Below are 22916 nucleotides of genomic sequence, written 5' to 3'. Positions count from 1 at the left end.
GGTCAAGCTCTCGGTGATCAGGTCCGGCGCTCGGTCGCCGGAGCTGGTTTATGACTCGGTCAGGTCCGACGGCTCCGTGCCGCCGAGCACGAGGCGCACCAACTCGTCGGCGTCCAAGGCGTCCACGGCGTCGGCGGCGTCGATCGGGTCGGCTTGGTCGTCGCCGGGCGGCGCGGCGGCGGTGCCGACCTCGGCCCCACCCCCGGCCAGCCGCAGCAGCGCGTCCACGAGCCCGGCTTCCCGGAACCGGGCGTAGGGGATCGCTTGCAGTGCCTCGCGCAGGATCTGTTCCGCGTCGCGCTCGGCTGCGGCGGCCGCACTGGCCCCGGTCGCCGAGGTCAGCCGGGCCAGCAGCCAGTCGGCGACCGCCGCCGGCGTCGGGTGGTCGAAGACCAGGGTGGCCGGCAGCGTCAGCCCGCCCGCCGCCCCGAGCCGGTTGCGCAGCTCCACCGCGGTCAACGAGTCGAAGCCGAGGTCGGTGAACTGCTTGTGCGGATCGATCAGGTCCGCCGAGGCGTGGCCGAGCACGGCCGCGATCGCGGCCAGCACCTCGGTATGGACCAGGGCACTGCGACGCTCCTCGGGCGTCGCGGCCAATCGGGCGGCCAGTCCTCCGACGCCCGCGCCGGCCCCGGCGGGCGCCGCCGACACCAGCCCGGCGGCAATAGACGGCAGCGCGCCGAGCCCGGCCAGCCGACGCAGCGCGGCCGGGTCCAGCGGCGTTACCATCACGGTCGGCCGCCCAGACACCAGCGCGGCGTCGAACAGCGCGAGCGCCGTCGGCGGGGCCATCGGGACCAGGCCGCGCTCGGCGACCCGAGCCCGGCCCCGCACGTCGCCGGCCAGCCCGCCCTCGACGTCCCACAGCCCCCACGCGATGCTGCACGCCGAAAGCCCCTCGGCCCGGCGGCGCGCGGCCAGCGCGTCCAAGCGGGCGTTCGCGGCGGCGTAACCGGCCTGGCCGGGGCTGCCGAGCGTCGCGGCCGCCGAGGAGAACAACACGAAGGCGCTCAGCGGCGTCGGCAGGTCGCCTGTCAGCTCGTGCAGGTGGTCCGCGGCGTCGGCCTTGGGCCGGGCCGCCCGGGCGAGGTGCTCCGGCGTGAGGGCTTCGAGCAGCGCGTCGTCGGTCACGCCGGCGGTGTGGACGACAGCGCTGAGCGGCCGGTCCGCCGGAACGCTGGCCAGCAGTGCGGCCAGGGCATCGCGGTCGCCGACGTCGCATGCCTCGATCCGGGCCTGGACGCCGAGCGCGGCGAGGTCGGCGGCCAGCTGGCCGACGCCGGGGGCGGCCGGTCCGCGACGGCTGACGATCAGTAGGTCCTTGACGTGGTGCGCGGTCGCGAGATGCCGGGCGAGGTGGGAGCCGATCGCGCCGGTGCCGCCGGTGAGGAGGACGGTGCCGGTGCCGAAGGCGGGGGCAGTACCGCCCGCCGATGAGTCGGGCCCGGACTCATCGCGCGCGGCCTCGGTCAGGGCACCGGTGCCGCCGTCCACGACCCGCAGCCGCTCCAACCGCGGCACCAGCACGCGTCCGGACCGCACCGCGGCCTGTGACTCTCCGGTGGCCAACGCGGCCGCCAGACCGTGGCTGTCATCGAGGTCGTCGTCAACGGCGTCATCGAGGTCGACGATGCCGAACCGGCCGGGATGCTCCAGTTGGGCGCTGCGCATCAGCCCCCAGACTGCGGCAACGCCTGCGTCCGCCGACTCCGCGTCGCCAGTAGAGACCGCACCGCGCGTCACCAGCACCAGCCGGCCGTCGACCCGCCGTTCGTCGGCCAGCCAGCGCCGCAGCACGGTCACCGCTTCCACCGCCCCGGCCACCGGCACCGCGACGGTCGGCGGGAACTCGGCGCTGTCGGCGAGCCCTGCAACGTCGTGGACCAAGATCCAGTCGCGGTCCGGAGCCGCCGCCTCCTCGGCCTCGATCCACGCGACCGTATACAAGCCGCGCACTGGTCCCGCCGCGGCGGCCCGCAGCTGGGTGTGCGACACGGTCCGCACGGCCAGCTCCTCGACGGTGGCGAGCGGTGCGCCGTCCGCGGCGGCCAGCACGATCCGGCAGGTGTCTCCGCCGGACGCCGTGACCCGGACCCGTGCGGATCGTCCGCCCCGGCCTTGGATGCGCACGCCGCTCCACGAGAACGGCAGCGGAACTCCGTCGTCGCCCGCACCCGCCCGCACGAGGAGCGCCAGCGGTTGCAACGCCGCATCGAGCAGCGCGGGGTGCAGCGCGAATCCGGTGACCTCGGCGTCGTCCGGCAAGGCGATCTCGGCGAGGACGCTGTCGCCGACCCGCCACGCCGCGCGCACCCCGTGGAACGCGGGTCCGTATTCGATCCCGCGGTCGGCGATGTCCTGATACAGCTCCGCGACCGGGACGGCGGTCGCTCCGGGCGGCGGCCAGGCCGCTCCGCCGAGAGCTGGATCGGGGCCTCCCGCCCCGGCGCCGCCCGCTGTGACGCTCCCGGAAGCGTGCCGGGTCCACTCGGTCTCGTCGCCGCCGTTCCCCGGCCGCGAATACACCACGACCGTCCGCGACCCGTCCGGATCCTCGGCCCCGACCACGACCTGCACGCTCAGCGAGCCCCGGTCCGGCAGCGCCATGGGGGCCAGCAGCACCAGATCACGCACGTCGGGAAGCCCGACCTGCCGACCGGCCTCGGCGGCGAATTCGGCGAGCGCGGCCCCCGGCACCAACGGCGTGTCGAACACCAGGTGGTCGGCGAGCCAGGGGTGGGTGCGCGTGGACAGCGCGCCGGTCAGGACGAGCCCGCCGCCCTCGGCCAGCGGGACGGCCGCGCCGAGGACCGCGTGCCCGGTGCTCTGCTGCCCGGCGCCGGAGCCGCCGCCGGCCTCCGGGGTGGGCAGCCAGTATCGCTCGGAGCGGAACGGATACGTCGGCAGGTCGGCGGGCCGGGCCGGCGGCAGGCAGGCGGACCAGTCGACCCGGACACCCGCGGTGTGGAGCCGTGACAGGGCCCGGATCGTGATCTCCGCGTCGGTGTGCTCGCGACGGAGGGCCGACACCGCAATCGCCTCAGGCGCCACTTCGCGGATCATCGGGGTCAGGACGGCGTCCGGCCCCAACTCCAAGAACGTGGTCACCCCGTGCTCCCGCAAAGCCCCGACCCCGTCCCCGAACCGCACTGCCTCGCGCACATGCCGCACCCAGTACGCCGGATCCGTCAGCTCTCCGGGCGCTGCGATCCGCCCAGTCAGATTCGACACCACCGGCAGCCGCGGCTCGGCCCACCGAACCGCACACACCACCGCCTCGAACTCCTCCAACATCGGCTCCATCAACGGCGAATGAAACGCATGACTCGTCCGCAACCGCCGTGTCTTACGACCCTGCTCACCCAGGAGCTCGGCGACCGCCAGCACGTCCGCTTCGACTCCGGACAGGACGACGGATCCGGGACTGTTGACAGCGGCAACGCCTACGCGGTCCAAGCGGCCGGTCAGGAACGGCAGCACTTCGTCTTCCGGAGCCTGCACCGCGACCATCACGCCACCGGACGGCAGCGCCTGCATCAACCGGCCCCGCGCCGCGACCACGCGCACCGCGTCCTCGACCGACAACACACCAGCAGCGGCAGCCGCCACCAACTCTCCGACCGAGTGGCCGCCGACCAGGTCCGGCGACACCCCCCAGGACTCGAACAACCGGAACAGTGCCCAGCCAAGGGCGAAGAGAGCAGGCTGGGCAAACTCGGTGCGGTCGGCGAGCTCCGGCGTGTGGCCCGGGCCCCACACGGCCGACGCGACGTCGCACCCCGCGTCGGCGAACGCGGCCAGCGTCTCGTCGAGGGTCGAGGCGAAGACGGCGTGGCCCCGAAGTCCCGCGCCCATGTCAGCCCGCTGACTCCCCTGGCCGGAGAACAGCATCGCCAGCCGGCCCGGAACGGCGCGGCCGTGCAGCACGTCGTCGGACTCCCGGCCGCGCGCCAGATCGGCCAGCGCGCGAGCCGGGTCGGCGCCGAGAACGGCGGCCCGATGTTCGAAGGCCGTCCGGCCGACCGCCAGAGTGCGGGCGATGTCGGGCGACGGCGTGTCAGGGTTCGCGGCCAGGTACTCGCGTAGGCGCTCGCCCTGCGCGCGGAGAGCGCTCTCGGTGCGGCCGGACAGGAGCCAGGGGACCGGCGGCGCGGGGACTTCGACCGCCTCCGTCGCCGCTTCCGCCTCCGTCGGCGACGGCGAGGCCACCGGCAACGCCTCCCCCGCCACAACCTCCATCAGCTCTTCAGGCGCTTCCTCCAAGATCACGTGCACGTTCGTCCCGCTGATCCCGAACGACGACACCCCTGCCCGCCGTACCCGCTCGCCGCCGCCCGGCCAGGTCGCCGCCTCGCTCAGCAGCTCCACCCCGCCCGACGTCCAGTCCACGTGTTCGGTCGGCTGGTCGGCGTGCAGCGTCCGCGGCAGTTCGCCGTGCCGTAGCGCCAGCAGCGTCTTGATCACCCCGGCGACGCCGGCCGCGGCCTGGGTGTGGCCGATGTTCGACTTCACCGAGCCGAGCCGGAGCGGCGGCGCCCCGTCCCGCTCGGCTCCATACACCGCCAGCAGGGCCTGCGCCTCGATCGGATCGCCGAGAGAGGTACCGGTGCCGTGCGCCTCGACCGCGTCCACGTCGGACGCCGCCAGGCCGGAGGCGGCCAGCGCCGCGCGGAGGACGCGCTGCTGGGAGGGGCCGTTGGGCGCGGTCAGGCCGTTGGACGCGCCGTCGGAGTTGACCGCCGAGCCGCGCAGGAGGCCGAGGACGGTATGGCCGTTCCGGCGCGCGTCGGACAGCCGCTCCAGGACGAGCATCCCCGCGCCCTCCGACCAGGCCGCGCCGTCCGCGCCCGTGCCGAACGATTTGCAGCGGCCATCCGGCGCGAGACCGCGCTGGCGGGAGAACTCGATGAAGACCACCGGCGTGGCCATCACCGTCGCGCCGCCCGCGAGGGCCAGCTCGCACTCCCCCGCGCGCAGCGCCTGCGCCGCCAGGTGCATGGCGACCAACGACGATGAGCACGCGGTGTTGATGCTCATCACCGGGCCCTCCAGTCCCAGCGCGTAGGCGATGCGGCCGGAGGCCACGCTGCCGGCGCTGCCGGTGCCGAGGTAGCCCTCGTAGTCGGCGGGCACCGGGGTGAGGCGCGAGGCGTAGTCCTCGTACATGACCCCGGCGAACACGCCGGTGGACGTCCCGCGCAGGGTCGTCGGGTCGATTCCGGCGCGCTCGACGGCCTCCCACGACGTCTGCAGCAGCAGGCGCTGCTGCGGGTCCGTGGCCAGCGCCTCGCGCGGGCTCATGCCGAAGAACTCGGGATCGAAGTCCGCCGCGCCGTACAGGAACCCGCCCTCGCGGGTGTAGACCTTGCCGGACGCGCCGGGGTCCGGGTCGTAGAGCGCTTCGAGATCCCAGTCCCGGTCGTCCGGGAAGGGGCCGATCGCGTCGCGGCCCTCGGCCAGTAGCGTCCAGAACTCCTCCGGCGTGTCCGCCCCGCCGGGGAAGTGGCACGACATGCCGACGACGGCGATCGGCTCGGCCGGGTCGAGGGCGCCGGCCGAGGCCCGCCCCCCGGCAGCGGCCGGCACGGCACGCGACTCCACCAGTCGGGGCAGCAGCCAGGCGCTGAGCTCGTCGACCGTCGGGAAGTCGAAGACCAGCGTCGCGGGCAGAGTGAGCCCCGACGCCGCGCCGAGCCGGTTACGCAGTTCGACGGCGGTCAGCGAGTCGAACCCGAGGTCTTTGAAGGCCCGGTCGGTAGCGACTGCGGTCGGGTCATCATGCCCGAGTACGGCGGCCACCTGCGCGCCGACCAATTCGGCCAGCACCCGGCCCCGGCGGGCGGCGGGCTCGGCGGTCAGCCGGGCGGCCCACCCGGCGCCGCCGCCGGTCCGGACGACAGCCGGGAGCAAGCCGCGCGCAACCGACGGCAGCCGCCCGAGACCGGCCAGCTCGCGCAGCGCCGGCAGGTTCAGGCGCGCGGCCACGACCAAGGCGTGGTTCGCCGCCGGCGCCACGTCCAGCAGCGCCAGACCCTCGGCGGGATTCAGCGGAAGCAAACCGCCGCGCGCCAGACGTCCGCGCCCAGCCGCGCCGAGCGCGCCGGTCATCGAACTCTCACCGGCCCACAGACCCCAGGCCAGGCTGTGCGCGGGCAGACCCGCGGCCCGGCGATGGGCAGCCAGCGCGTCGAGGAAGCTGTTCGCGGCGCCGTAATGCGCCTGGCCCGCGCTGCCGATGACGCCCGCCGCCGAGGAGAACAGCACGAACGCGGCCAACGGCGTCGGCAGGTCGCGGGTCAGTTCGTGCAGGTGCCAGGCGGCGTCGGCCTTGGGCCGCAGCACGCGGTCCACCTGGTCGGCGCTCACCGATTCCAGGACCGCGTCGTCGGTGACCCCGGCGGCGTGCATGACGGCGGTCAACGGAGCGTCGGCCGGAACCCGGGCGAGCAGGGCCGCGAGCTGTCCCCGGTCGGCGACGTCGCAGGCTTCGACGACGACGCGCGCGCCGAGCGCCTCGAGCTCGGCAGCGAACTCCACGGCGCCCGCGCTCTCCAGTCCGCGGCGTCCGGCGAGGATGAGGCTCCGGATCCCGTGCCGGATCACGAGATGTCGCGCCACCTGCGAGCCGATCGCGCCGAGGCCGCCGGTGATCAGGACTGTGCCGTCGCCGAAGTCGGGGGTCGGCCCGGGAGCATCGTCGACGGCGGCGATGCGGGCAAGGCGAGGCACGAGCGCCTGGCCGGCGCGGATCGCAAGCTGCGGCTCGTCGGGGTGGTGGACGGCCTCCTCGGTCGCCGGATCGAGGTCGACGAGCGCGACCCTGCCGGGATGCTCCGCCTGCACACCGCGCATCAGCCCCCAGACCGCCGCGCCGACCAGATCGTCCACCCGATCGCCCGGACCGGCGGCCACCGCGCCACGCGTGACCAGGAGCAGCCGGGTAGCGGCGAGCCGAGGCTCGGCCAGGAATCGACGCAGGTGGCCAACCGCGTCGCCGACCGCCGTCCGGGCGGCGGCGGGATCGCCGCCGGTGATGCGCACGGCGAGGAGGGCGGGGGCGTCGGCGACGGGCAGCTCTGCCGGCGATCCGATCGCCGCCCCGAGCTCGACCATGTCGTCCGCGCAGAGCGCGTGGACCGTCGCGTCGAGTTCCGCCCAGCCGTCCAGTATCGTGCCGATCGGCTCGCCGCCCGACGCCGGTGCCCAGTCCAGTCCGAACAGGCAGCGCCCGATGTCGAGCAGGCCGTCGGCCGGCAGTTCACGCGTCCGGAGCGCCGACACGCTGAGCAGCGGTGTGCCCTCGCAGTCGGAGACCGCCACGCTCGCCGCGTCGGCCCCGACCGGCGTGATCCGCACTCTCAGCACCGCGCCGGGCGGCAGCCCCGCGCCGTGGAGCCAGACACCCTCGAAGGCGAACGGCAGCCGGACCGGTCCGGTCCCGCTGCCCGCCACTGCGGCGACGTGCAGGGCCGCGTCGAGCACCGCCGGATGCGCGAGGTATCCACCGTCATCGAGCCCTGATCCGCTCGACGCGTCGACGTCGGCCGGGCCGATCTCCGCAAACAGTTCTTCGCCGCGTCGCCACGCCGCTCGCAGCCTTCGGAACGCCGAGCCGTAGCGCAGGCCTCGATCGGCCAGCACCTCGTAGGCGTCGAGGACGTCGACCTCGTCGGCGCCGCTCGGCGGCCAGGACTCGCCGGCGATCCCCGGCACCGCGGCCGACGCCGGGTCTGTCACGTCCGCATCGGGCAGCACAGTCCCGCTCGCGTGCAGCACCCATTCCTCGTCCGGCGCGGCCCCTGCCGGCCGGGAGTGCACACTCACCGCCCGCGCTCCGTCCCCGCCTCCGCCCGGCGGCCCGACGAACACCCGCAGCACCGCGGAGTCCTCCGCCGTCAACGCCAACGGCGCGTGCAGCGCCAGATCCCCGATCCGCCCGCACCCCACGTGCCGGCCGGCCCGCAGGGTCAGCTCCACGAACCCGGTTCCCGGGAACAGCACCGTCTCCCCGACCGCGTGGTCGGCGAGCCACGCCGGCTCCCGTGCGGACACCACTCCGGTGAGCAGCGTCCCCGCTCCATCGGTCAGATCGACGGCCGCTCCCAGCAGCCGGTGCCCGGTCGGGGCCAGGCCCAGCGCCGCCGCGTCGGTCGCGCCGCCGGCCTCAGCCAGCCAGAAGCGCCGCCGCTGGAACGGATAGGTGGGCAGATCCGGCAGTCCGCCGCCAATACCGGTGCCACTGCCACTGCCATCGACAGACGACCCCGGCAGCGCCCGTCGCCAGTCCACACCGACGCCCCGGACATGCAGCTCGGCCAGCGACATCAGGAACCGGTGCGGCCCGGCCTCCTCACGCCGCAGCGTCCCCACGACGACGCCGCGCACGCCGGCCTCGTCCAGCACCGACTGCACCGCTGGCACGAGCACCGGGTGCGGGCTGACCTCGACGAAGACCGCGTGCTCCCGCGCGGCTGACCGCACCGCGTCGGCGAAGCGCACGGTGTTGCGAAGGTTCTGATACCAGTAGTCGGCGTCCAGCCGCGTGGTGGCGTCCACCGGCGCGCCGGTGAGCGTGGAGAACATCGGGATCCGCGGCGGGCGGCAGTGGACCGTGCCGAGCCGCTCGGCCAGCCGGTCTTTCAGTGACTCCACCATCGGCGTGTGGGAGGCGTAGTCCACCGGGACCCGCCTCATCCGGACCCCGGAGCGTTCGCATCCCTCGGTGAGCTCGTCGAGCGCTGTGGCCTCGCCGGCGACGATCGTCGACTCCGGGCCGTTGAGCGCGGCGACATTCAGCCGACCGGGCCACGGCGCGATCAGCTGTTCCGCCTCGGCCGCGGACACCGGCAGATGGGCCATGCCGCCGGTCCGGGCGATCTCGGCGATCGCCCGGCTGCGCAGCGCCACCACCCGGGCGCCCTCGTCCAGGTCCAGGGCGCCGGCGACGACAGCGGCCGCGATCTCCCCCTGGGAGTGCCCGAGCACGGCGGCCGGCGCCAGCCCGTGCGCCTCCCACACCGCGGCCAGGCCGAGCAGCACCGCGAACAGCGCGGGCTGCACCACGTCCACCCGGTCCAGGCTGGGAGCGTCGGCGGCCCCGCGCAGCACGTCGAACAGCGACCAGTCGATGTGCGGAGCCAGCGCGTCCGCGCACTCCTTGGTCCGCGCGGCGAACTCTGGCGAGGCGTCGAGCAGGTCCCGGGCCATGCCAGGCCACTGCGACCCCTGCCCGGGGAAGACGTAGACCACGCCCTCGGCGGGCGCGGAGGTCCCGGTGACGAGGGCGGGCGCGGCGGCGTCCTCGGCGAGGGCGCTGAGCCCGGCCAGCAGCGCGTCCCGGTCCGCGCCCACGACGGCGGCCCGGTGCGCGAACCGCGTCCGGGCCGCCAGCGCGCGGGCCACGTCGCCGATCGGGGCCCGGCGGGCGGCCCGGGCGGCGAGCAGCCGGGCGGCCTGCTCGCGCAGGGCCTCGGGGGTGCGGGCGTGGAGGAGCCAGGCGACGCCGGGGGCGTCGGTCGTATCGGCGCTCTGCACATCAGCGCCCAGATCCTCCGTGCTCACATCATGAGTGCCCAGAACATCGATGCCCAGATCGTCAGCGCCCAGCGCATCGGCCGCCGCCTCATCCTCCTCAGGGGCCTGCTCCACAATGACGTGGGCGTTCGTCCCGCTCATCCCGAACGACGACACCCCGGCCCGCCGCGGCCCCGGCCCGGGGTCCCAGGGCCGCTCCGCCTCCAGCAGCCGCAGGGTGCCGTCGGTCCAGTCGACCTCACCGGTCGGCGCGGAGACGTGCAGCGTGCGCGGCAGGGTGCGACGCCGCAGCGCCTCCACGATCTTGATCACGCCGGCCACCCCGGCGGCCGCGTGGCTGTGCCCGAGGTTCGACTTGACCGAGCCCAGCCACAGCGGCCGGGCCGCGTCCCGGCCGGGACCGAACACGGACTGCAGGGCCCGGGCCTCGATCGGATCGCCGAGGACAGTCGCGGTGCCGTGCGCCTCGACCACGTCCACATCCTGCGGCCGCAGCTCGGCGTCGGCGAGCGCGTCGCGGATCACCCGCTCCTGCGCCGGGCCGTTCGGCGCGGTGAGGCCGTTGGAAGCGCCGTCGGAGTTGACCGCGCTGCCGCGCAGCACCGCCAGCACCGGGTGTCCGTTGCGCCGCGCGTCGGACAGCCGCTCCAGCACCAGCACGCCGACGCCCTCACCCCAGGCGGTGCCGCCGGCGTCGTCGGAGAACGAGCGGCAGAGGCCGTCCGGCGACAGCGCGCGCTGCCGCGAGAAGACGACGAACGGCTGCGGCGTCGGCATCACGTTCGCGCCGCCGGCCAGCGCCAGGTCGCACTCCCCCGACCGCAGCGAGCGGATCGCCAGGTGCAGGGAGACCAGCGACGAGGAGCACGCTGTGTCCACGGTCAGGGCCGGGCCGTGGAACCCGAAGAAGTAGGAGAGCCGCCCGGAAGCGACGCTCGTGGTGTTGCCGCCGGCCAGATAGCCCTCGAGGTCGTCCGGCTTGACCCGGATCCGGGAGGCGTAGTCGTTGTAGATCAGCCCCACGAAAACCCCTGTGTCGCTGCCACGCAGCGCCTCCGGGTCCAGCCCGGCGCGCTCCAGCGCCTCCCAGGAGGTCTCCAACAGCAGGCGTTGCTGCGGATCGGTGGCGACGGCCTCGCGCGGGCTGATGCCGAAGAACTCCGGGTCGAACTCGTCGGCGTCGTACAGGAACGCGCCGTGCCGCACGTAGGAGTGCCGGGCCCGCTGGGGCGAGGGGTCGAACAGGTGCTCCAGGTCCCAGCCCCGGTTGTCGGGGAAGCCGCCGACCGCGTCCCGGCCGTCGGCCAGCAGCTGCCACAGATCCTCCGGACCCCGCACGCCGCCGGGGAAGCGGCAGGCCGTGGAGACGATCGCGATGGGCTCGCGGCGCGCCGCCTCCGACTCCTCCCAGCGCCGCCGGGTGCGGTGCAGCTCGGCGGTGACCCGCTTCAGGTAATCGGTGAGCTTCTGCTCGTTCGTCATGACCGCTCCGGTTTCGTGGTGCCTGCGGCGGGGTTCGGCGCCGCGGACCCGGCTCCGGCTGCCGCTCCGACTCGGGCCGTCCCACGCCGGCCGGAGCGGGCCGCCGCGCGCAGCAGGAGGCCGAGCGCGCCGACCCGCGGGCCCCGGACTCCGTGCATGCGCAGCAGCGAAACCATCGCCCACAGCCGGGTGTGCGCAACGTGGTCCGGCGAGCCGTGGACATCGTCGTGTTCGAGCAGGTCCAGGTGCCGGGCGTGGGCCCGGAGCCATGCCGGGTCGGCGGACGGGATGATCTCGTCGCGGGTGCTCGCGGCGTAGGCGATCGGGATGTCGAGCCGGGAGATCCGGTCCGCGTCCAGGCCCCAGGACGCCAGGGCGTCCGGCAGCTCGGCGACCGGCACCCCGACATGGTGGGCCAGCGTCTCCAGGGTGAGCCGCGGCACCCGGCTGAGCCACGCGTGGTCGGTGAAGAACGACCAGAGCGGCGCGCCGGCGGTCACCACGCCGCGGATCCGCGGGTCGTCGGCGGCAGCGCGCAGCGCCAGGTGGCCGCTGAAACTCAGGGCCATGGCATAGGTCTGCTCGGTCCGGGCGACCGGCCCGAGGGTGTCGAGCAGCGCCGGCAGCAGACGCCAGCTCTCCGCGGTGTAGGGCAGGGTGTTCTCGCCGACGCCGGGGAGTTCCAGGACCACGGCGGCGAAGCCGAACCGGCGCACCGCGGCCAGGGCCGGGGCCCACTGCTCCTTGGAACTGACGATGCCGCCGCAGGTGACGATCAGCGGCCGGGGCCGGGACGCCGACAGGCCGGTGGCCCAGCAGGCGACGTCGCCGTCGGGGGCCTTGACCGTCACCCGTTCCAGACCGTATTCCGGGGCCCAGCGCGCGAAGGTCTCGACGGCCAGGTCGTGCGCGCGCCGCCGGGCCGGGCCGTCGACGAAGGGGAAGCGGGCCATGGTGTAATGCCGCACCGCTTCGAGCAGCCGTCCGCGCTCGCGCAGCACGTCCCCGGCCTCGGACCAGCGGACCGCCCAAGACGTGGGCGAACCCTCGGCGTCGTCGGCGATCCCGGCGAGGATCCCGGTCAGGCCGCTGATCTTCTGCGCGCGGGCGTGCAGCACAGCGAAGTCTTTGAGTTCGGCAATGTCGTTCACGCTCGGGCCTCCGCGGCTCCGGCCACGGGATCGGCGGAACCGGATTCCGACACGGCCTGCAAGTCGGTGGCTTCAGCGGCGTCGGCCGGGGCTTCAGCGACGAGATCGGGGAGACCGGACTCCAGAGCGTCCCGCAGATCGGTCAACACGTCGGCGGCCTCCGCGCCGTCGATGACGCGGTGATCGAAGGCCAGGCTCAGCCGCAGGACCGGGGCCACCGCGAGGACCCCGGCGCGGACCACCGGGCGCTCGGCGATGCGGCCGACGCCGAGGGTGACGGCGGTGCCGCCGTAGGAGTGGAAGCCGTCCACGGCGGTGTGGCCGAGCGAGGTCACCGAGAACGTGCCGAGCCGGGCCCGCCGCCGGGCCAGCGGCCGGACCCCGGCGGTGAAGGCGAGCGGTCCCAGCCAGGCCGGCAGGCGGGCCAGCACGAAGGCCCCCTTGAACTCGGACATCGCGGCCGGGACGCCGTCGCGGAACCGGTCCACGTCACGCTGGATCGCGGCCAGGTCGGCGCGGTCCACGTCGCGCAGCAGTCCGGAGAGAACGACGCGCTGCCCGCCGACCCGCTTGTCCAGCGCCAGCTTGGCGTCGGCGCCGGTGAACCGGACCACCCGGGGACGGAGCCGGCCACCGATCGCCGCGTTGGCGTCGGGGTGGGCCGCCAGCACCCGGCCGGCGGCGGACAGGACGTACGTCACCCAGGAGTAGCGGGTCCCCGCGGCCAGGGCGGCCGCACGGCGTTCGGCCAGCACGGTCATGTCCACGTCGGTATCGAGGAACACCGGGAAGCCGCCGCGGGCGTATCGCAAGAAGTTGTGAGTCGGGCGGCGGGCGGCGGGCAGCGCCGCGGCGCGCGGGGCCCGGCCGGCCTGCTCGGCCTGGCTTAGCCCGGCAGCCCCAGAACGACGCCCCGCCATCACGCCACCGCCAACTCGAACAGCGCGCCCAGACTCCCGGCCTCCAGCACGTCCGCCAGCGGTAGCGCCCGGCCGGTCCGCTGCTCCAGCACCGCCGCCAGGCGCAGCAGGTGCAGCGAGTCCCAGTCGGGGACCAGGTCGAACGCGACGTCCAGGTGCTCAGCGGCGACCGGCAGGCCGACCTCGTCGTGGACCAGGGCGACAAAGCCCTCGATGTCGATCATGCATGGACCCCTTCGGGGAAGACGGCGGTCAGGGTCAGGTGCTTGGGTGTGTCGGGGATTTGTTCCAGGCCGTGGCGGAAATGCAGCACGTCGCCGTCGTCGCGGACCATGGCGAAGCCGACCGTGGGGTAGAACATCCGCACCTTGCCGTTCTTCGGCGTCTGCCGGAACGCGGCGTGCACGGCCTGCACCCCGGTGGCGCGGGCGTGCCGCAGCAGTGCCGCCAGGCAGCTGTGTTCGATGCTGCGGGCGAACACCCGGCAGCTCAGCAGCATGTTCTCGATCAGGCCGACCTCGCCGTCGCGCCGGTAGACCAGCAGTCCGACCAGGCCGGCGTCACCGAACCGGTCGCTGGCGCGGATCGTCAGCACGAGGTGGTCCGGGTCGGCGGCCAGGGTCCGGACGTCCTGCTCCTGGAACCGGACCGTGGTGAGGTTGAACTGGTTGGTCCGCTGCGTGAGTTGCGCGACGCGCGGGATCTGCTCCGGCGTAACCGGGGCCAGCCGCACCTCGGTCCGCAGTTCGCGCAGATAGTCCTCGATGCCGGAGAACGAGGCCAGGAAGTCCTGGCGCTCCAGGTCCTCGCGATACAGGGCGCCGCGCGAGACGTCCTCGGCGGTGACGTGCGCGGCGTCGAACCAGCCGTCGCGCAGCAGGGCCGAGGGGTGCAGCGCGGGGTCTGGCCCGAGCCGGATCACCTCGACCTCCGGGAGCTCCCGGGCCACGAGGGCGCACTCGTAGGCGCTGTCGTCGGCGAAGACGAACGCGTCCAGGCCCAGGTTCAGCACCTCGGCCAGCTCCTTGATGCTCTCGTGCTTGGGCCGCCAGTCGGCGATCACCCGCACGAAGTCCTGCTCGGCGAGTTGCATCCCGGTGTGCTCGCGCAACACGGCCCGCACCGGTTCGATGTCGTTCTTGCTGACCACGGCCAGCAGCACGCCCTGGGAGCCGAGCTGCTTGACCACCCGCTGGAACGCGGCGAACGCCTCACCGCGTCGGCCGGTCCCGAGCTCGATACCCTCCGGGCCGTCGTCGCCGAGGATCCCGCCCCACAGCGTGCCGTCCAGGTCCAGCACCAGACACTTGCGGACCCGGCCGGTCAGCCGCCGGACCACGTGGCCCAGATCGCGGGCGCAGGCGGCCAGGAGCTGGTCGGACAGGTGTGCCTTGGCGTATGCGGACATCCGCGGCTCGGTAACCGGAACACCCTCGGCCAGCATCGGCGCCAGGTCCAGGACGGTGAGCCGGGGTCGGGTCCGGGCCAGGTCCAACAGCGCGGCCCCGGCCGCGTGCCAGGCCGCGGCCAGCCGGGTGCGGTCGTCGACGGCGACCAGCTGCGCGGTGGCCTCGCGGGTCAGCGGCAGGGTGCCCACGGCCAGCGCCGAACCGCCGGCCCGGTCGAACTCCGCGGCCAGCCGCCCGATCAGGTCCACCTTGGCGAGCAGGATCTGCTCGGCGTGCTCAACCCGCCAGGGGCTGGGAAGCTCGTCCAGCACCACGCGCGGGTCCAGCAGGCAGACCACCAGGTCGCGGTGCTCGGCGTACAGGGGTCCGGCCGGGTCGCCGAGGTCGAACACGTAGGAGTCGAAGTCGGCGAGGTGCGGGCGCAGCAGCAGGCCGTGCCGCGCCAGTTCGGCGGTCAGCGCCGGGACCAGGGCGGCCAGGGTGCCGTGCCCGGTGACCGCGACGTCGGCCACCTGCTGGTCCGGGTGGTGCCGCAGCACCTCGGCCGGGTCGAGCCGGGCCAGCAGGTGGCCGTGGCGCAGCAGCGTCTCGGGGTCGTCCTCGCGCAGCACGGCACGCACGCTCGGGTACTCGGCGGCCAGCCGGCCCGCGCGGTGCCACTCGGTCAGTTCGTCAATGCCCTGCGAATCAGAGCCCATCACCGATCGCCCTCCCGCTCCAGGACGAAGGCCGCCTCGATCCACTTGCTGGACTCCACCGCCACGCCGACCGCGCGCTGCCCGGGTTCCAGGCCCGGCAGCGCCAGTTCGAGTTGGAAGAACGCCAGCGCGTTGGCGGTGTTGCCGGTGTCGCCGACGCAGTCCACGCGCCGCGCGCCCGGCAGGTCCAGGTGTGCCACGATCCGGTCGGTCATCCGCACCGACAGCTGGGGCGGCATCAGCACGTCCACGTCCGTGTCCTTCCAGCCGACGGCGTCGAGCGCGTCGCCCAGCGCCTCGGCGGCCAGGGCTGGCACGTTCTCCTCGATCGCCTTGAAGTCCTCGTGGATGGCCCGGTGGTCAGAGCGCCGGTCGCCGAGGCCGAACCACTCCACGGTCTGGCCCGGCGGCCGGCCCAGCCCCACGAAGCGGGTGTGGACGTGGCGCAGGACTGGGGCGGTCCGGGCGGCGGACGCGTCCCGCAGGGCCGGGCCGTCCTCGGCGCTCAGGACCAGCGCCCCGGCGCCGTCGCCGAACAGCACGGTGTTGACCAGCTCGCCGGGCTCCAGCGCGGCGAAGTCCGCCTCCAGGTCCACGTGCTTGGCGCAGACGTCCCCGCCGAGCACCAGCACGGTCCGGGCCCGGCCAGCCTGGATCGCCTGGTGCGCCAGGTCCAGCGCCTGCACCGCGCCGGTGCAGCCGGACTGGAGCTGGTAGGTGCGCACCCCGTTGATCCCGAGCCGGTCGGCGACCAGGTTGACGCTGGTCGGCAGCAGCGAGTCCGGCATCGAGGTGGCGAGCAGGACCAGATCCACCTCGTCGGGCCCGACGCCGACGCCGGCCAGCGCGCGCCGGCCGGCGTCCTCGGCCAGGTCGGCCAGGCCGGCCCGGATCTGTCCGGTCTCCAGGTCCACGGCGAGGTGCCGGGTGCGGGTCCCAATGAACTCGTTGACCCACTGTTCGAAGACCCGGCCGGTTCCGAAGAACCGGCCGAGTGCGGCGTTGTCGATCGGCGGTCCGGGCAGCGCTGTGGCGACGGACACGACGCGGGCGGTCGGCATGGGCGAAGCGGGCATGTCGGTCCTCTCTCCGGAGGGCTCGGCACCGGACGCCCGCTCGGGCGCCGCTGGAGTCAATGGCCTCCACCGTGGACCGCCGGGGCAAAGCCCGGCTAAAGCGCCACTTCGCACCCTCGGTTCCCGGCCGATGCGGAAGTGGACGCGGCGGACGTCGACGCCGCGGCCGGGGTACGAGGGTGCTGATGCGGAAGCGACTGCGGACGCTGCGATGGGTCCACGGCCGGCCACCGGCGTGCCGCGTGCGCCGACCGCGCCATCGGCCGCAGCACGTGGTCTTCGGCGCCCAGGATGGCCTGGTGCATTCCCTGGAACCTTCGGCGTTGACGCAGACCACGGCGTACGCCACTTCGTCGAGCGTCGCGCGCTCGGCTACGCCAGCTCCGTCACCGGCCGCTCCCTGCGGCCGCGCTGGACTACCGGCGGTGCTTGGGGGTGGCCCCGCCAGTGACACCGGCGGTGCCGACGACATCGGTGGAGGTGCTGTTGGCCCGCTACCGGGACTACCTGAGCGTCGAGCGGGGCCTGGCGACCACGACCGTCGAGCTGATCGTGCACCTGTTTCGCCCGTTCCTGCTTGGCCTGGCGGGGACCGGGGGCCGACTTGACCTGGGCGGGCTGGACGCGTGTGAGGTGACCGCGTTCGTGCTGGAGCGATCCCGCCGGCGACCGGGTTCAGCGGGGCGGATGGTGACCGCGCTGCGGTCCCTGCTCAGTTTCCTCCATATCGGCGGCATGATCGGCAAGCCACTGTCCACGGCGGTGCCGGCGGTGCCCAGCTGGACGCAGACCATGCCTGCCCAAAAGGCTGCCGGACGAGCAGGTCACGGCGCTGCTGGCCTGCTGTGATCGAGGTTCGGCGATCGAGTGCCGGGACGCGGACTGCGCCAGGCCGATCAGGCCGCTCACAGCGAAGAGGCCGTCAAGGCCCTGTCCGGCTTCCTGGCCTACCCCGTTGAGGCCCTGCTCCACAGTGAGCCCTGGGCCGACGAGGAGCCACTCCTGCGCCCTTACGCGCGGTGAGTGCCACACCACCCGAACCTGCGGACAGCACGCCGGGACAACCCCCGGTGGACGGTCCGCCACACACGTCCCGGGACGGACCGAACGCACCTTCCGGAACGTGAAACGTCGTGGTCGGTCACCCAGTCGTCGAGTCATCGAGTCGCCGGGGGCACGGCCGGAGGCACGCCGAGGGCGGCGGCGGCAAGAAACCAGCCACATCCCCACGACTACTTCACTTGGTTCACACCCGCGGAACTGCCGCGCCTCACCCCGGGGCGCACGCAAGGGGGAAAAGAGCAGCTATACACGCTATCGGCCCCCCATTCAGCCACCCAACCGGATGCCACGCTTTGCAAGACGAAACACCGGCGATCACATCAATTACCCGCACTTTAATTCCCGAAGGTCAATTCTTGACCCAACGATCCATACGCGAGAGAAATGGAATGTCTCATTCCGCACCAGTGGCACCTTAGGCCGCGTTGCTCCTTGAACATTGACCTTCCATGATGGATGAAACTGTTTGGCGGCCGCCGCCGGGTCAACGACGATCACGACGTGGCGGTTCCCTTGCCGTGTTTCCGGAGAGGGGAACGCTCTTGCCTGCCCCCCACTTACCTGATCCAAAAGCCCCGTGGCTCCGACGCTTCCGGCCGCGTCCAAAGGCCAGGTTTCGCCTCGTCTGTTTCCCGCACGCGGGCGGTTCAGCCACCTACTACAGCACCCTGGCCCAGTCCCCCGCACTCGCGCCGACTGCGGAAGTGCCGGCGCTGCAGTACCCCGGAAGGCAGCACCGGCGCAGGGAACAGCTCATGGACAGCATTCCCGAGCCGGCCGACCGGATCACCGCGTCACTGACCTCGCACCATGACCACCCACCCACCCTCTTCGGACACAGCATGGGCGCCGTTCTCGCCTTCGCAGTGGCGCGGCGGCGGCAGGAGCGTTCGGAGAACCAGCCGAACCGGCTCTTCGTATCAGGACGCCGCGCGCCGTCCCGCTTCTACCGGGGTACCGTCCATCTGCTCGGCGACGCCGAGCCGGCCGACGAACTGCGCCGGGTCGGTAGCACCGACCCACGCTTCCTGGACGACGAGGAACCGCTTGCGGACGTGCTGCCGGTCGCCCGCAACGACTACCAGGCGACCGAGGAGTACCGGTGGGATCCACCGGCGCCGCTGAGCTGCCCGGTCACCGCCCTGGTGGGCGACCCAGGGGAGCGCGAACCCGTGAGGGGGGCCCAGTGAGGTACGAAATCCTGGGCCCGCCCCGTATCACCGACGGAAAAACGCACTCCACCATCAACGCACGCAAAGTGGAGATAGTCCTCTCCGTCCTCCTCATCCGCGCCGGCCATGTGGTCTCCCTGGAGCAGCTGATGCAGGAGGTCTGGGGAGAGGATCTGCCGCGGCGAGCCACCGCGGGACTGCATGTGTACATCTCCCAGCTGCGCAAGTTCCTCAAGGCTTCGAGCACCGCCAGCAGCCGCGTCGAGACGCGTGCGCCGGGGTATGTGCTGCACAAGGGCGATGACGAGATCGACGCCGAACTGTTCCCACGGCTGGTCGGCACGGGACGGGCGTTCCTCAGACAGAAGCAGCACGACATGGCCGTCCCCTGCCTTGAGAAGGCGCTCGCGCTGTGGCGCGGTCCGGCACTCGGACACAGCGGCGGCGGGCCGGCCGCCAACGGGCCGATCATCGACGGGTTCTCGACCTGGCTCGCGGAATGCCGTCTGGAGTGCCAGGAGATGCTGGCCGAGTGTCAGCTGCATCTCGGGCACCACCGGGAGGCCGTGGGGATGCTGTACGCACTCATCGCCGAGAACCCGATGCGTGAGGCGTTCTATCGCCAGCTCATGCTGGCGCTCTACCGTTCCGAGCGGCGGGCGGACGCGCTGAAGGTCTATCAGTCGGTGCGACAGACCCTCAACGACGAAATGGGCCTGGAGCCGGGACGCCCGCTCCAGGCGCTGCAGCGAGCCATACTCGCCGGAGACAAGAGCCTGTTGGTCACGCCGCCGGTCGCGTCCGGCCGCTGACCTGAATTCCGCACATCACGCGCCATTCGGTGTGCGGCGCTCCGGCGTGTCCGCATCGTCACAGGTGCGGCGCTCACAGGTGCAGGGCACGAACGGTAGAGAACCATGATCTCCATACGGGCCAGGTGGGCACCCTGACACACCTGCGGTCCCACCGCGCCGAACGCCATGTGGGCGTTCGGCCCGTGGGTGATGTCGAACCGGTACGGGTCGGGGAAGGCGCTCTCGTCGCGGTTGCCCGAGCAGTGGAGCAGGAAGATCCGGTCGCCACGGCCTCATGGAGGCGGCGGGCGATGCCCTGCCCGCGCCACGGTCCGCGTACGGCAAGTTCCATGAGGCCGAAGGTGCGGTGTCCGTTCTCGCGCCGCATGTCCTCGGACACGGGTTCAGCGAGTTGGTCCCACCATCCTGTGTTGGCGCTGAGCGGATAGCCGTACGCCATACCGACCGGCTCTCTGTCCTCGGTGCGAGCGAGGGCCGCGCGGAAGGTGGCCTTGCGGGTCTGCGAGCGAAAGCGCCGGAAGGTCGCGTTCACGTCATGCTCGGTCTCGTTATACGGCGCTTCCGCGAACGCCTCGGCGTAGATGAGGCGGAACGCATCCTCGGCCTGCACGGCGACGCGCCCGCCCATCTGCTCTGTGGTGATGGCCTGTTGCTGTGTCACGTGGTGCTCCCTGGGACGGTTTCGCGGATGGGGTCGCCGCACTCGCGGGCCGCGGTACTGTCGACCGCAGTCGCAGCCCGCTGGAACTCCCCGACCTTGCCAAGGAGACGCGGCGAGGAGATGCCTCCCCAGCCGTCGAGTACACCGCTCATCTGCGCGCATGCCTCGTCGACCTCACCGGCATCCCGGAGGACGCCCGCGAGCCTGACGCGGTACGAGGCGCTGTTGCGGGCAAGGTTGCCGCCGATGCCGTGCACGGCATCGCGCGCAGGAAGGGCACGGCGCACTTGGGCTGTTCGGCTCGCACGTACATGTCGGCCGTAGCGTGTCGACCTCGAACGGGCCGACGAACCTCGCCCAGTTGGGAGCCTCGCTGTCCGTATCCGCCCGCACCTGGTGGCCGGCCGCGCGGCTCAGGGCGCGGCGTGCGCCGGACAAGTCCCCGGCATGGGTGGCGACGTTGGCGTCTCGTAGCGCGATGACCAGGTGCACCGTGAGAAGGTGATGCGGCGGAAGGCGGAAACCGCGCCGGATCGGGTCATCGACGACCTCAAGACCGTTGATGGAATCATCGCGCCTCACACTGGCTCCCGTTCCAAGTTGTACGGGTTCGAGGCCACTGGCACGCTGCCGAAGTTCCATGCAGACTGGAAAGGGTTGTCCGGGGCCGGCGTCTTCTGCGAGGGCTTCCTCCCGACTGAGGTTCCCCCGTCGTTCGGGAGATGCTGATCAGCTGGTCAGAGTAGGTTGACGGAGTTTCAGGTTCGCTCGTTCGGCCGTTGCCTGCTCGGCGTAGTGCTTCTCCTCGAATTCGACCGGGCTGAGGAAGCCGAGCCGTTCCTGGATGCGGCGGGAGTTATAGAAGCCGTCGATGTACTCGAAGAGCGCGAGGTTCGCCTCGGCACGTGTGGCGAAGACGCGGCCGCGCACGCCCTCGGTCTTGATCAGTATCCACAGGGTCTCCGCGAGCGCGTTGTCGTAGCTGTCCCCGACGGAGCCCATGGACGCGTCAACTCCGGCTCGCAGCAGACGAGTGGTGAGCTTGATGGACGTGTACTGACAGCCGTGGTCGGCATGATGGACCAGCTTGCCCGGCTCGACCTCGCGGCCGGCGAGCGCGTACTCCAGTGTGGTCAGGACCAGGTCGGAGTCCGCTCGGGCGGAGGTCTCCCAGGCCACCACCCGGCGGGAGAAAGCGTCGCGGATCGCCGAGAGCCACAACGGGCCCTCGCCGGTGGAGATCATGGTGAGGTCGGTGACCCACAACCGGTTCGGCACCGGTGCGGTGAAGTCCCGGTTGACCAGGTCCGGGGCGAGCGTGGCCTTCGGATCCCGGCGCGTGAAGCCCTTGCGGCGAGGGCTGACGCCCGCGAGGCCAGCCTCACGCATCAGGCGCTCGACCCGCTTGCGGCCCCACGCGTGTGCCCTCGCGTTTCAGCACCGCATGCACGCGTGCCGTAGATCCCGCCGGACTCCGTGTGGATCTCCCTGGTCCGCCCGGTCAGCTCGACGTCGCGACGCCGCCGCTCGCACAGCTGTTTCTCGGCACGGCGCCAGCGGTAGTAGGTGGCGGAGGGGATGCGCAGCTCCCGTAGGACGCACTCGACTCCCAGGCGCGGACGCTCGCCGATGAGAGCCGTCACCCGGGCCGGGTCGGGTCGAGTTGCGCCGCGAAAAAGCCGAGGCCGTCCGCAGCTGAAGTTGCCCCGGTGTGTTGGACAACCTTCCACTTTGGGACAGTGGGTCCCGCAAAGGAGGAGTTGATCGTGCCAAGGACGCGTCCGGCCTACCCGCCGGAGTTCCGTCGCCAGATAGTCGAGATGGTCAGGGCTGGCCGTTCGCCGGAGGAACTGGCGAAGGAGTTCGAGCCTTCCGCCCAGACCATCCGCACCTGGGCCAGCCAGGACCGTGTGGACGCTGGGGAACGCCCGGGGCTGACCAGCGACGAGAAGGAGGAACTCGCCCAACTGCGCTGTGAGGTCAAGCAGTTGCGCGAGGAGAAAGAGATCCTCCGTAAAGCCACGGTTTTCTTCGTCCGGGAGACCAGCCGGTGATCTGCTACCGGCTGATCGACGAGAACAGGGCACACCACGACGTCTCCCTCATGGCCCGGCTGCTGGGTGTGTCACGGCAGGGCTACTACGCCCGGAAGGACCGCTCAAGAAGATCAACCCGATCGTGCGGGGCTGGTCGGCCTACTACCGGACGGTGGTGTCCAGCGAGGTCTTCACCGCACTGGGACAACCACGTGTGGAAGCTCACTTACAAATGGGCCAAGCGCAGCCACCCGAACAAGCCGATGCACTGGATCTCCGACAAGTACTTCGGCCGGTTCAATAAGTCGAGGAAGGACCGGTGGGTGTTCGGCGACCGCGACAGCGGCGCCTACCTGCTCAAGTTCTCCTGGACGAAGATCGTCCGACACCAGTTGGTCAAGGGCAGGGCATCTCCGGACGACCCGGCGCTTGAGTCGTACTGGGCCGAGCGGCGTCGCAAAGGACCGCCTCCGCCGGTCGACGGCATGACCGTGCGCCTGCGCCGAGCACAGCAAGGTCGTTGCCCGATCTGCGGAGGACTCCTTCTGCACACCGATCACCCGCCGCGAAGTCCCCGGGAATAGGAAGCGCGGCGGGCCGTCATCAGGAAGGCGATCTCCAAACAGTACGTCGCGCTCCTGGGCGGTGGCTCATCGGATGATCAACGGCTCCGTCTCCTTCACACCCTTTGTCAACGGCGGATTGGAGCCGCCGGGCTGACGAATCCTGTACCTTCTCCTGGCCGCGAGCCCTTGGGACTTGCTTGAGCCGTGTGCGGTGAACAGCTGCTTGCACGGTTCTGAGGGGGCGTGCGACACGAAGTCGCACGAAGCGAGTGAATTGCACTGAAAGGAGGATCAGAGGTGTTGATGGTGTAATTCCGGGCCAGTGTCCACAGGC

General features: G+C 72.4%; 15 protein-coding genes and 3 pseudogenes. 8 read left to right on the top strand and 10 right to left on the bottom strand.

What is annotated here, in order from left to right:
* Positions 1–48 precede the first annotated feature (48 nt).
* The 6 genes from ACFC09_RS39645 to ACFC09_RS39620 form a co-directional block, all read right to left on the bottom strand.
* Entirely contained in the window at positions 49–11016 is a 10968-nt protein-coding gene (locus tag ACFC09_RS39645) for a type I polyketide synthase (protein ID WP_376536851.1), read from the bottom strand.
* Positions 11013–12167 carry an alpha/beta hydrolase gene (locus ACFC09_RS39640; RefSeq protein ID WP_376536849.1) on the bottom strand — a complete coding sequence of 385 codons (1155 nt, stop codon included), beginning with the start codon at positions 12165–12167 and terminating at the stop codon, positions 11013–11015. Before ACFC09_RS39640 ends, ACFC09_RS39645 begins: the two co-directional genes overlap by 4 nt.
* Positions 12164–12979, bottom strand: a complete 816-nt coding sequence (locus tag ACFC09_RS39635; RefSeq protein WP_376536847.1) for a 2-oxo acid dehydrogenase subunit E2 — start codon at positions 12977–12979, stop codon at positions 12164–12166. The genes ACFC09_RS39640 and ACFC09_RS39635 overlap by 4 nt, the downstream gene beginning before the upstream one ends.
* 107 nt (positions 12980–13086) lie before the next feature.
* Positions 13087–13311 carry a phosphopantetheine-binding protein gene (locus tag ACFC09_RS39630; protein WP_376536845.1) on the bottom strand — a complete coding sequence of 75 codons (225 nt, stop codon included), beginning with the start codon at positions 13309–13311 and terminating at the stop codon, positions 13087–13089.
* The gene (locus tag ACFC09_RS39625) at positions 13308–15194 is read right to left on the bottom strand and encodes an HAD-IIIC family phosphatase (RefSeq protein ID WP_376536843.1); all 1887 of its coding nucleotides are present in this window, start codon (positions 15192–15194) and stop codon (positions 13308–13310) included. The genes ACFC09_RS39630 and ACFC09_RS39625 overlap by 4 nt, the downstream gene beginning before the upstream one ends.
* Positions 15194–16270 (bottom strand): 3-oxoacyl-ACP synthase III family protein, encoded by a 1077-nt coding sequence (locus ACFC09_RS39620; protein WP_376536841.1) that lies wholly within the window; start codon positions 16268–16270, stop codon positions 15194–15196. The genes ACFC09_RS39625 and ACFC09_RS39620 overlap by 1 nt, the downstream gene beginning before the upstream one ends.
* 447 nt (positions 16271–16717) lie before the next feature.
* Here ACFC09_RS39620 and ACFC09_RS39615 point away from each other — a divergent pair, with 447 nt between their 5' ends.
* The 4 genes from ACFC09_RS39615 to ACFC09_RS39600 all read left to right on the top strand — a co-directional run bounded on the left by ACFC09_RS39615 (position 16718) and on the right by ACFC09_RS39600 (position 19316).
* Complete coding sequence (locus ACFC09_RS39615; protein ID WP_376536839.1) at positions 16718–17119, top strand: hypothetical protein; 402 nt, start codon at positions 16718–16720, stop codon at positions 17117–17119.
* 18 nt (positions 17120–17137) lie between these two features.
* Positions 17138–17293 (top strand): hypothetical protein, encoded by a 156-nt coding sequence (locus ACFC09_RS39610; RefSeq protein WP_376536837.1) that lies wholly within the window; start codon positions 17138–17140, stop codon positions 17291–17293.
* A 488-nt stretch (positions 17294–17781) separates the two neighbouring features.
* Positions 17782–18522: a thioesterase II family protein gene (locus ACFC09_RS39605; protein ID WP_376536835.1), complete on the top strand. Its 741-nt coding sequence runs from the start codon at positions 17782–17784 to the stop codon at positions 18520–18522.
* Complete coding sequence (locus ACFC09_RS39600) at positions 18519–19316, top strand: BTAD domain-containing putative transcriptional regulator (RefSeq protein ID WP_376536833.1); 798 nt, start codon at positions 18519–18521, stop codon at positions 19314–19316. Before ACFC09_RS39605 ends, ACFC09_RS39600 begins: the two co-directional genes overlap by 4 nt.
* A 158-nt stretch (positions 19317–19474) precedes the next feature.
* Here ACFC09_RS39600 and ACFC09_RS39595 read toward each other — a convergent pair.
* The 3 genes and pseudogenes from ACFC09_RS39595 to ACFC09_RS39585 form a co-directional block, all read right to left on the bottom strand.
* Positions 19475–19570 (bottom strand): annotated as a pseudogene (locus ACFC09_RS39595) (hypothetical protein); the annotation flags it as partial.
* 5 nt (positions 19571–19575) lie between these two features.
* Positions 19576–19980 (bottom strand): annotated as a pseudogene (locus ACFC09_RS39590) (GNAT family N-acetyltransferase); the annotation flags it as partial.
* The gene (locus ACFC09_RS39585; RefSeq protein ID WP_376536831.1) at positions 19977–20267 is read right to left on the bottom strand and encodes a hypothetical protein; all 291 of its coding nucleotides are present in this window, start codon (positions 20265–20267) and stop codon (positions 19977–19979) included. The pseudogene ACFC09_RS39590 and the gene ACFC09_RS39585, both read right to left, overlap by 4 nt.
* Positions 20268–20466: 199 nt before the next feature.
* Between ACFC09_RS39585 and ACFC09_RS39580 the strand changes: the two genes are divergently transcribed.
* Positions 20467–20709, top strand: coding sequence for a hypothetical protein (locus ACFC09_RS39580; protein ID WP_376536829.1), 243 nt, complete (start codon positions 20467–20469; stop codon positions 20707–20709).
* Here the strand turns inward: ACFC09_RS39580 and ACFC09_RS39575 are convergent.
* A pseudogene (locus tag ACFC09_RS39575) lies at positions 20710–21396 on the bottom strand (IS3 family transposase); the annotation flags it as partial. It lies immediately after the preceding gene.
* A gap of 350 nt (positions 21397–21746) precedes the next feature.
* On the opposite strand from ACFC09_RS39575, the gene ACFC09_RS39570 reads away from it, so the two are divergent.
* From ACFC09_RS39570 to ACFC09_RS39560, 3 genes are read left to right on the top strand one after another with little or no spacing between them, the layout of a single operon-like run.
* Positions 21747–22034 carry a transposase gene (locus ACFC09_RS39570; RefSeq protein ID WP_376536827.1) on the top strand — a complete coding sequence of 96 codons (288 nt, stop codon included), beginning with the start codon at positions 21747–21749 and terminating at the stop codon, positions 22032–22034.
* Positions 21955–22320 (top strand): group II intron maturase-specific domain-containing protein, encoded by a 366-nt coding sequence (locus ACFC09_RS39565; protein WP_376536825.1) that lies wholly within the window; start codon positions 21955–21957, stop codon positions 22318–22320. The genes ACFC09_RS39570 and ACFC09_RS39565 overlap by 80 nt, the downstream gene beginning before the upstream one ends.
* A complete protein-coding gene (locus ACFC09_RS39560; RefSeq protein ID WP_376536877.1) occupies positions 22229–22600 on the top strand; it encodes a hypothetical protein in 372 nt (123 codons plus the stop codon). The genes ACFC09_RS39565 and ACFC09_RS39560 overlap by 92 nt, the downstream gene beginning before the upstream one ends.
* Positions 22601–22916 lie beyond the last annotated feature (316 nt).

Origin of the sequence: Streptomyces sp. NPDC056161, from assembly GCF_042268025.1 — a bacterium.
In the GTDB taxonomy this organism is placed as follows: Bacteria; Actinomycetota; Actinomycetes; order Streptomycetales; family Streptomycetaceae; genus Streptomyces.
This window is presented reverse-complemented; position numbering and strand designations above follow the sequence as displayed.

Coding starts and splice junctions, on each gene's coding strand:
- ACFC09_RS39645 (WP_376536851.1), bottom strand. CDS start 11,016: ATGACGAACGAGCAGAAGCTCACCGATTACCTGAAGCGGGTCACCGCC.
- ACFC09_RS39625 (WP_376536843.1), bottom strand. CDS start 15,194: ATGGGCTCTGATTCGCAGGGCATTGACGAACTGACCGAGTGGCACCGC.
- ACFC09_RS39605 (WP_376536835.1), top strand. CDS start 17,782: ATGATGGATGAAACTGTTTGGCGGCCGCCGCCGGGTCAACGACGATCA.
- ACFC09_RS39630 (WP_376536845.1), bottom strand. CDS start 13,311: ATGATCGACATCGAGGGCTTTGTCGCCCTGGTCCACGACGAGGTCGGC.
- ACFC09_RS39620 (WP_376536841.1), bottom strand. CDS start 16,270: ATGCCCGCTTCGCCCATGCCGACCGCCCGCGTCGTGTCCGTCGCCACA.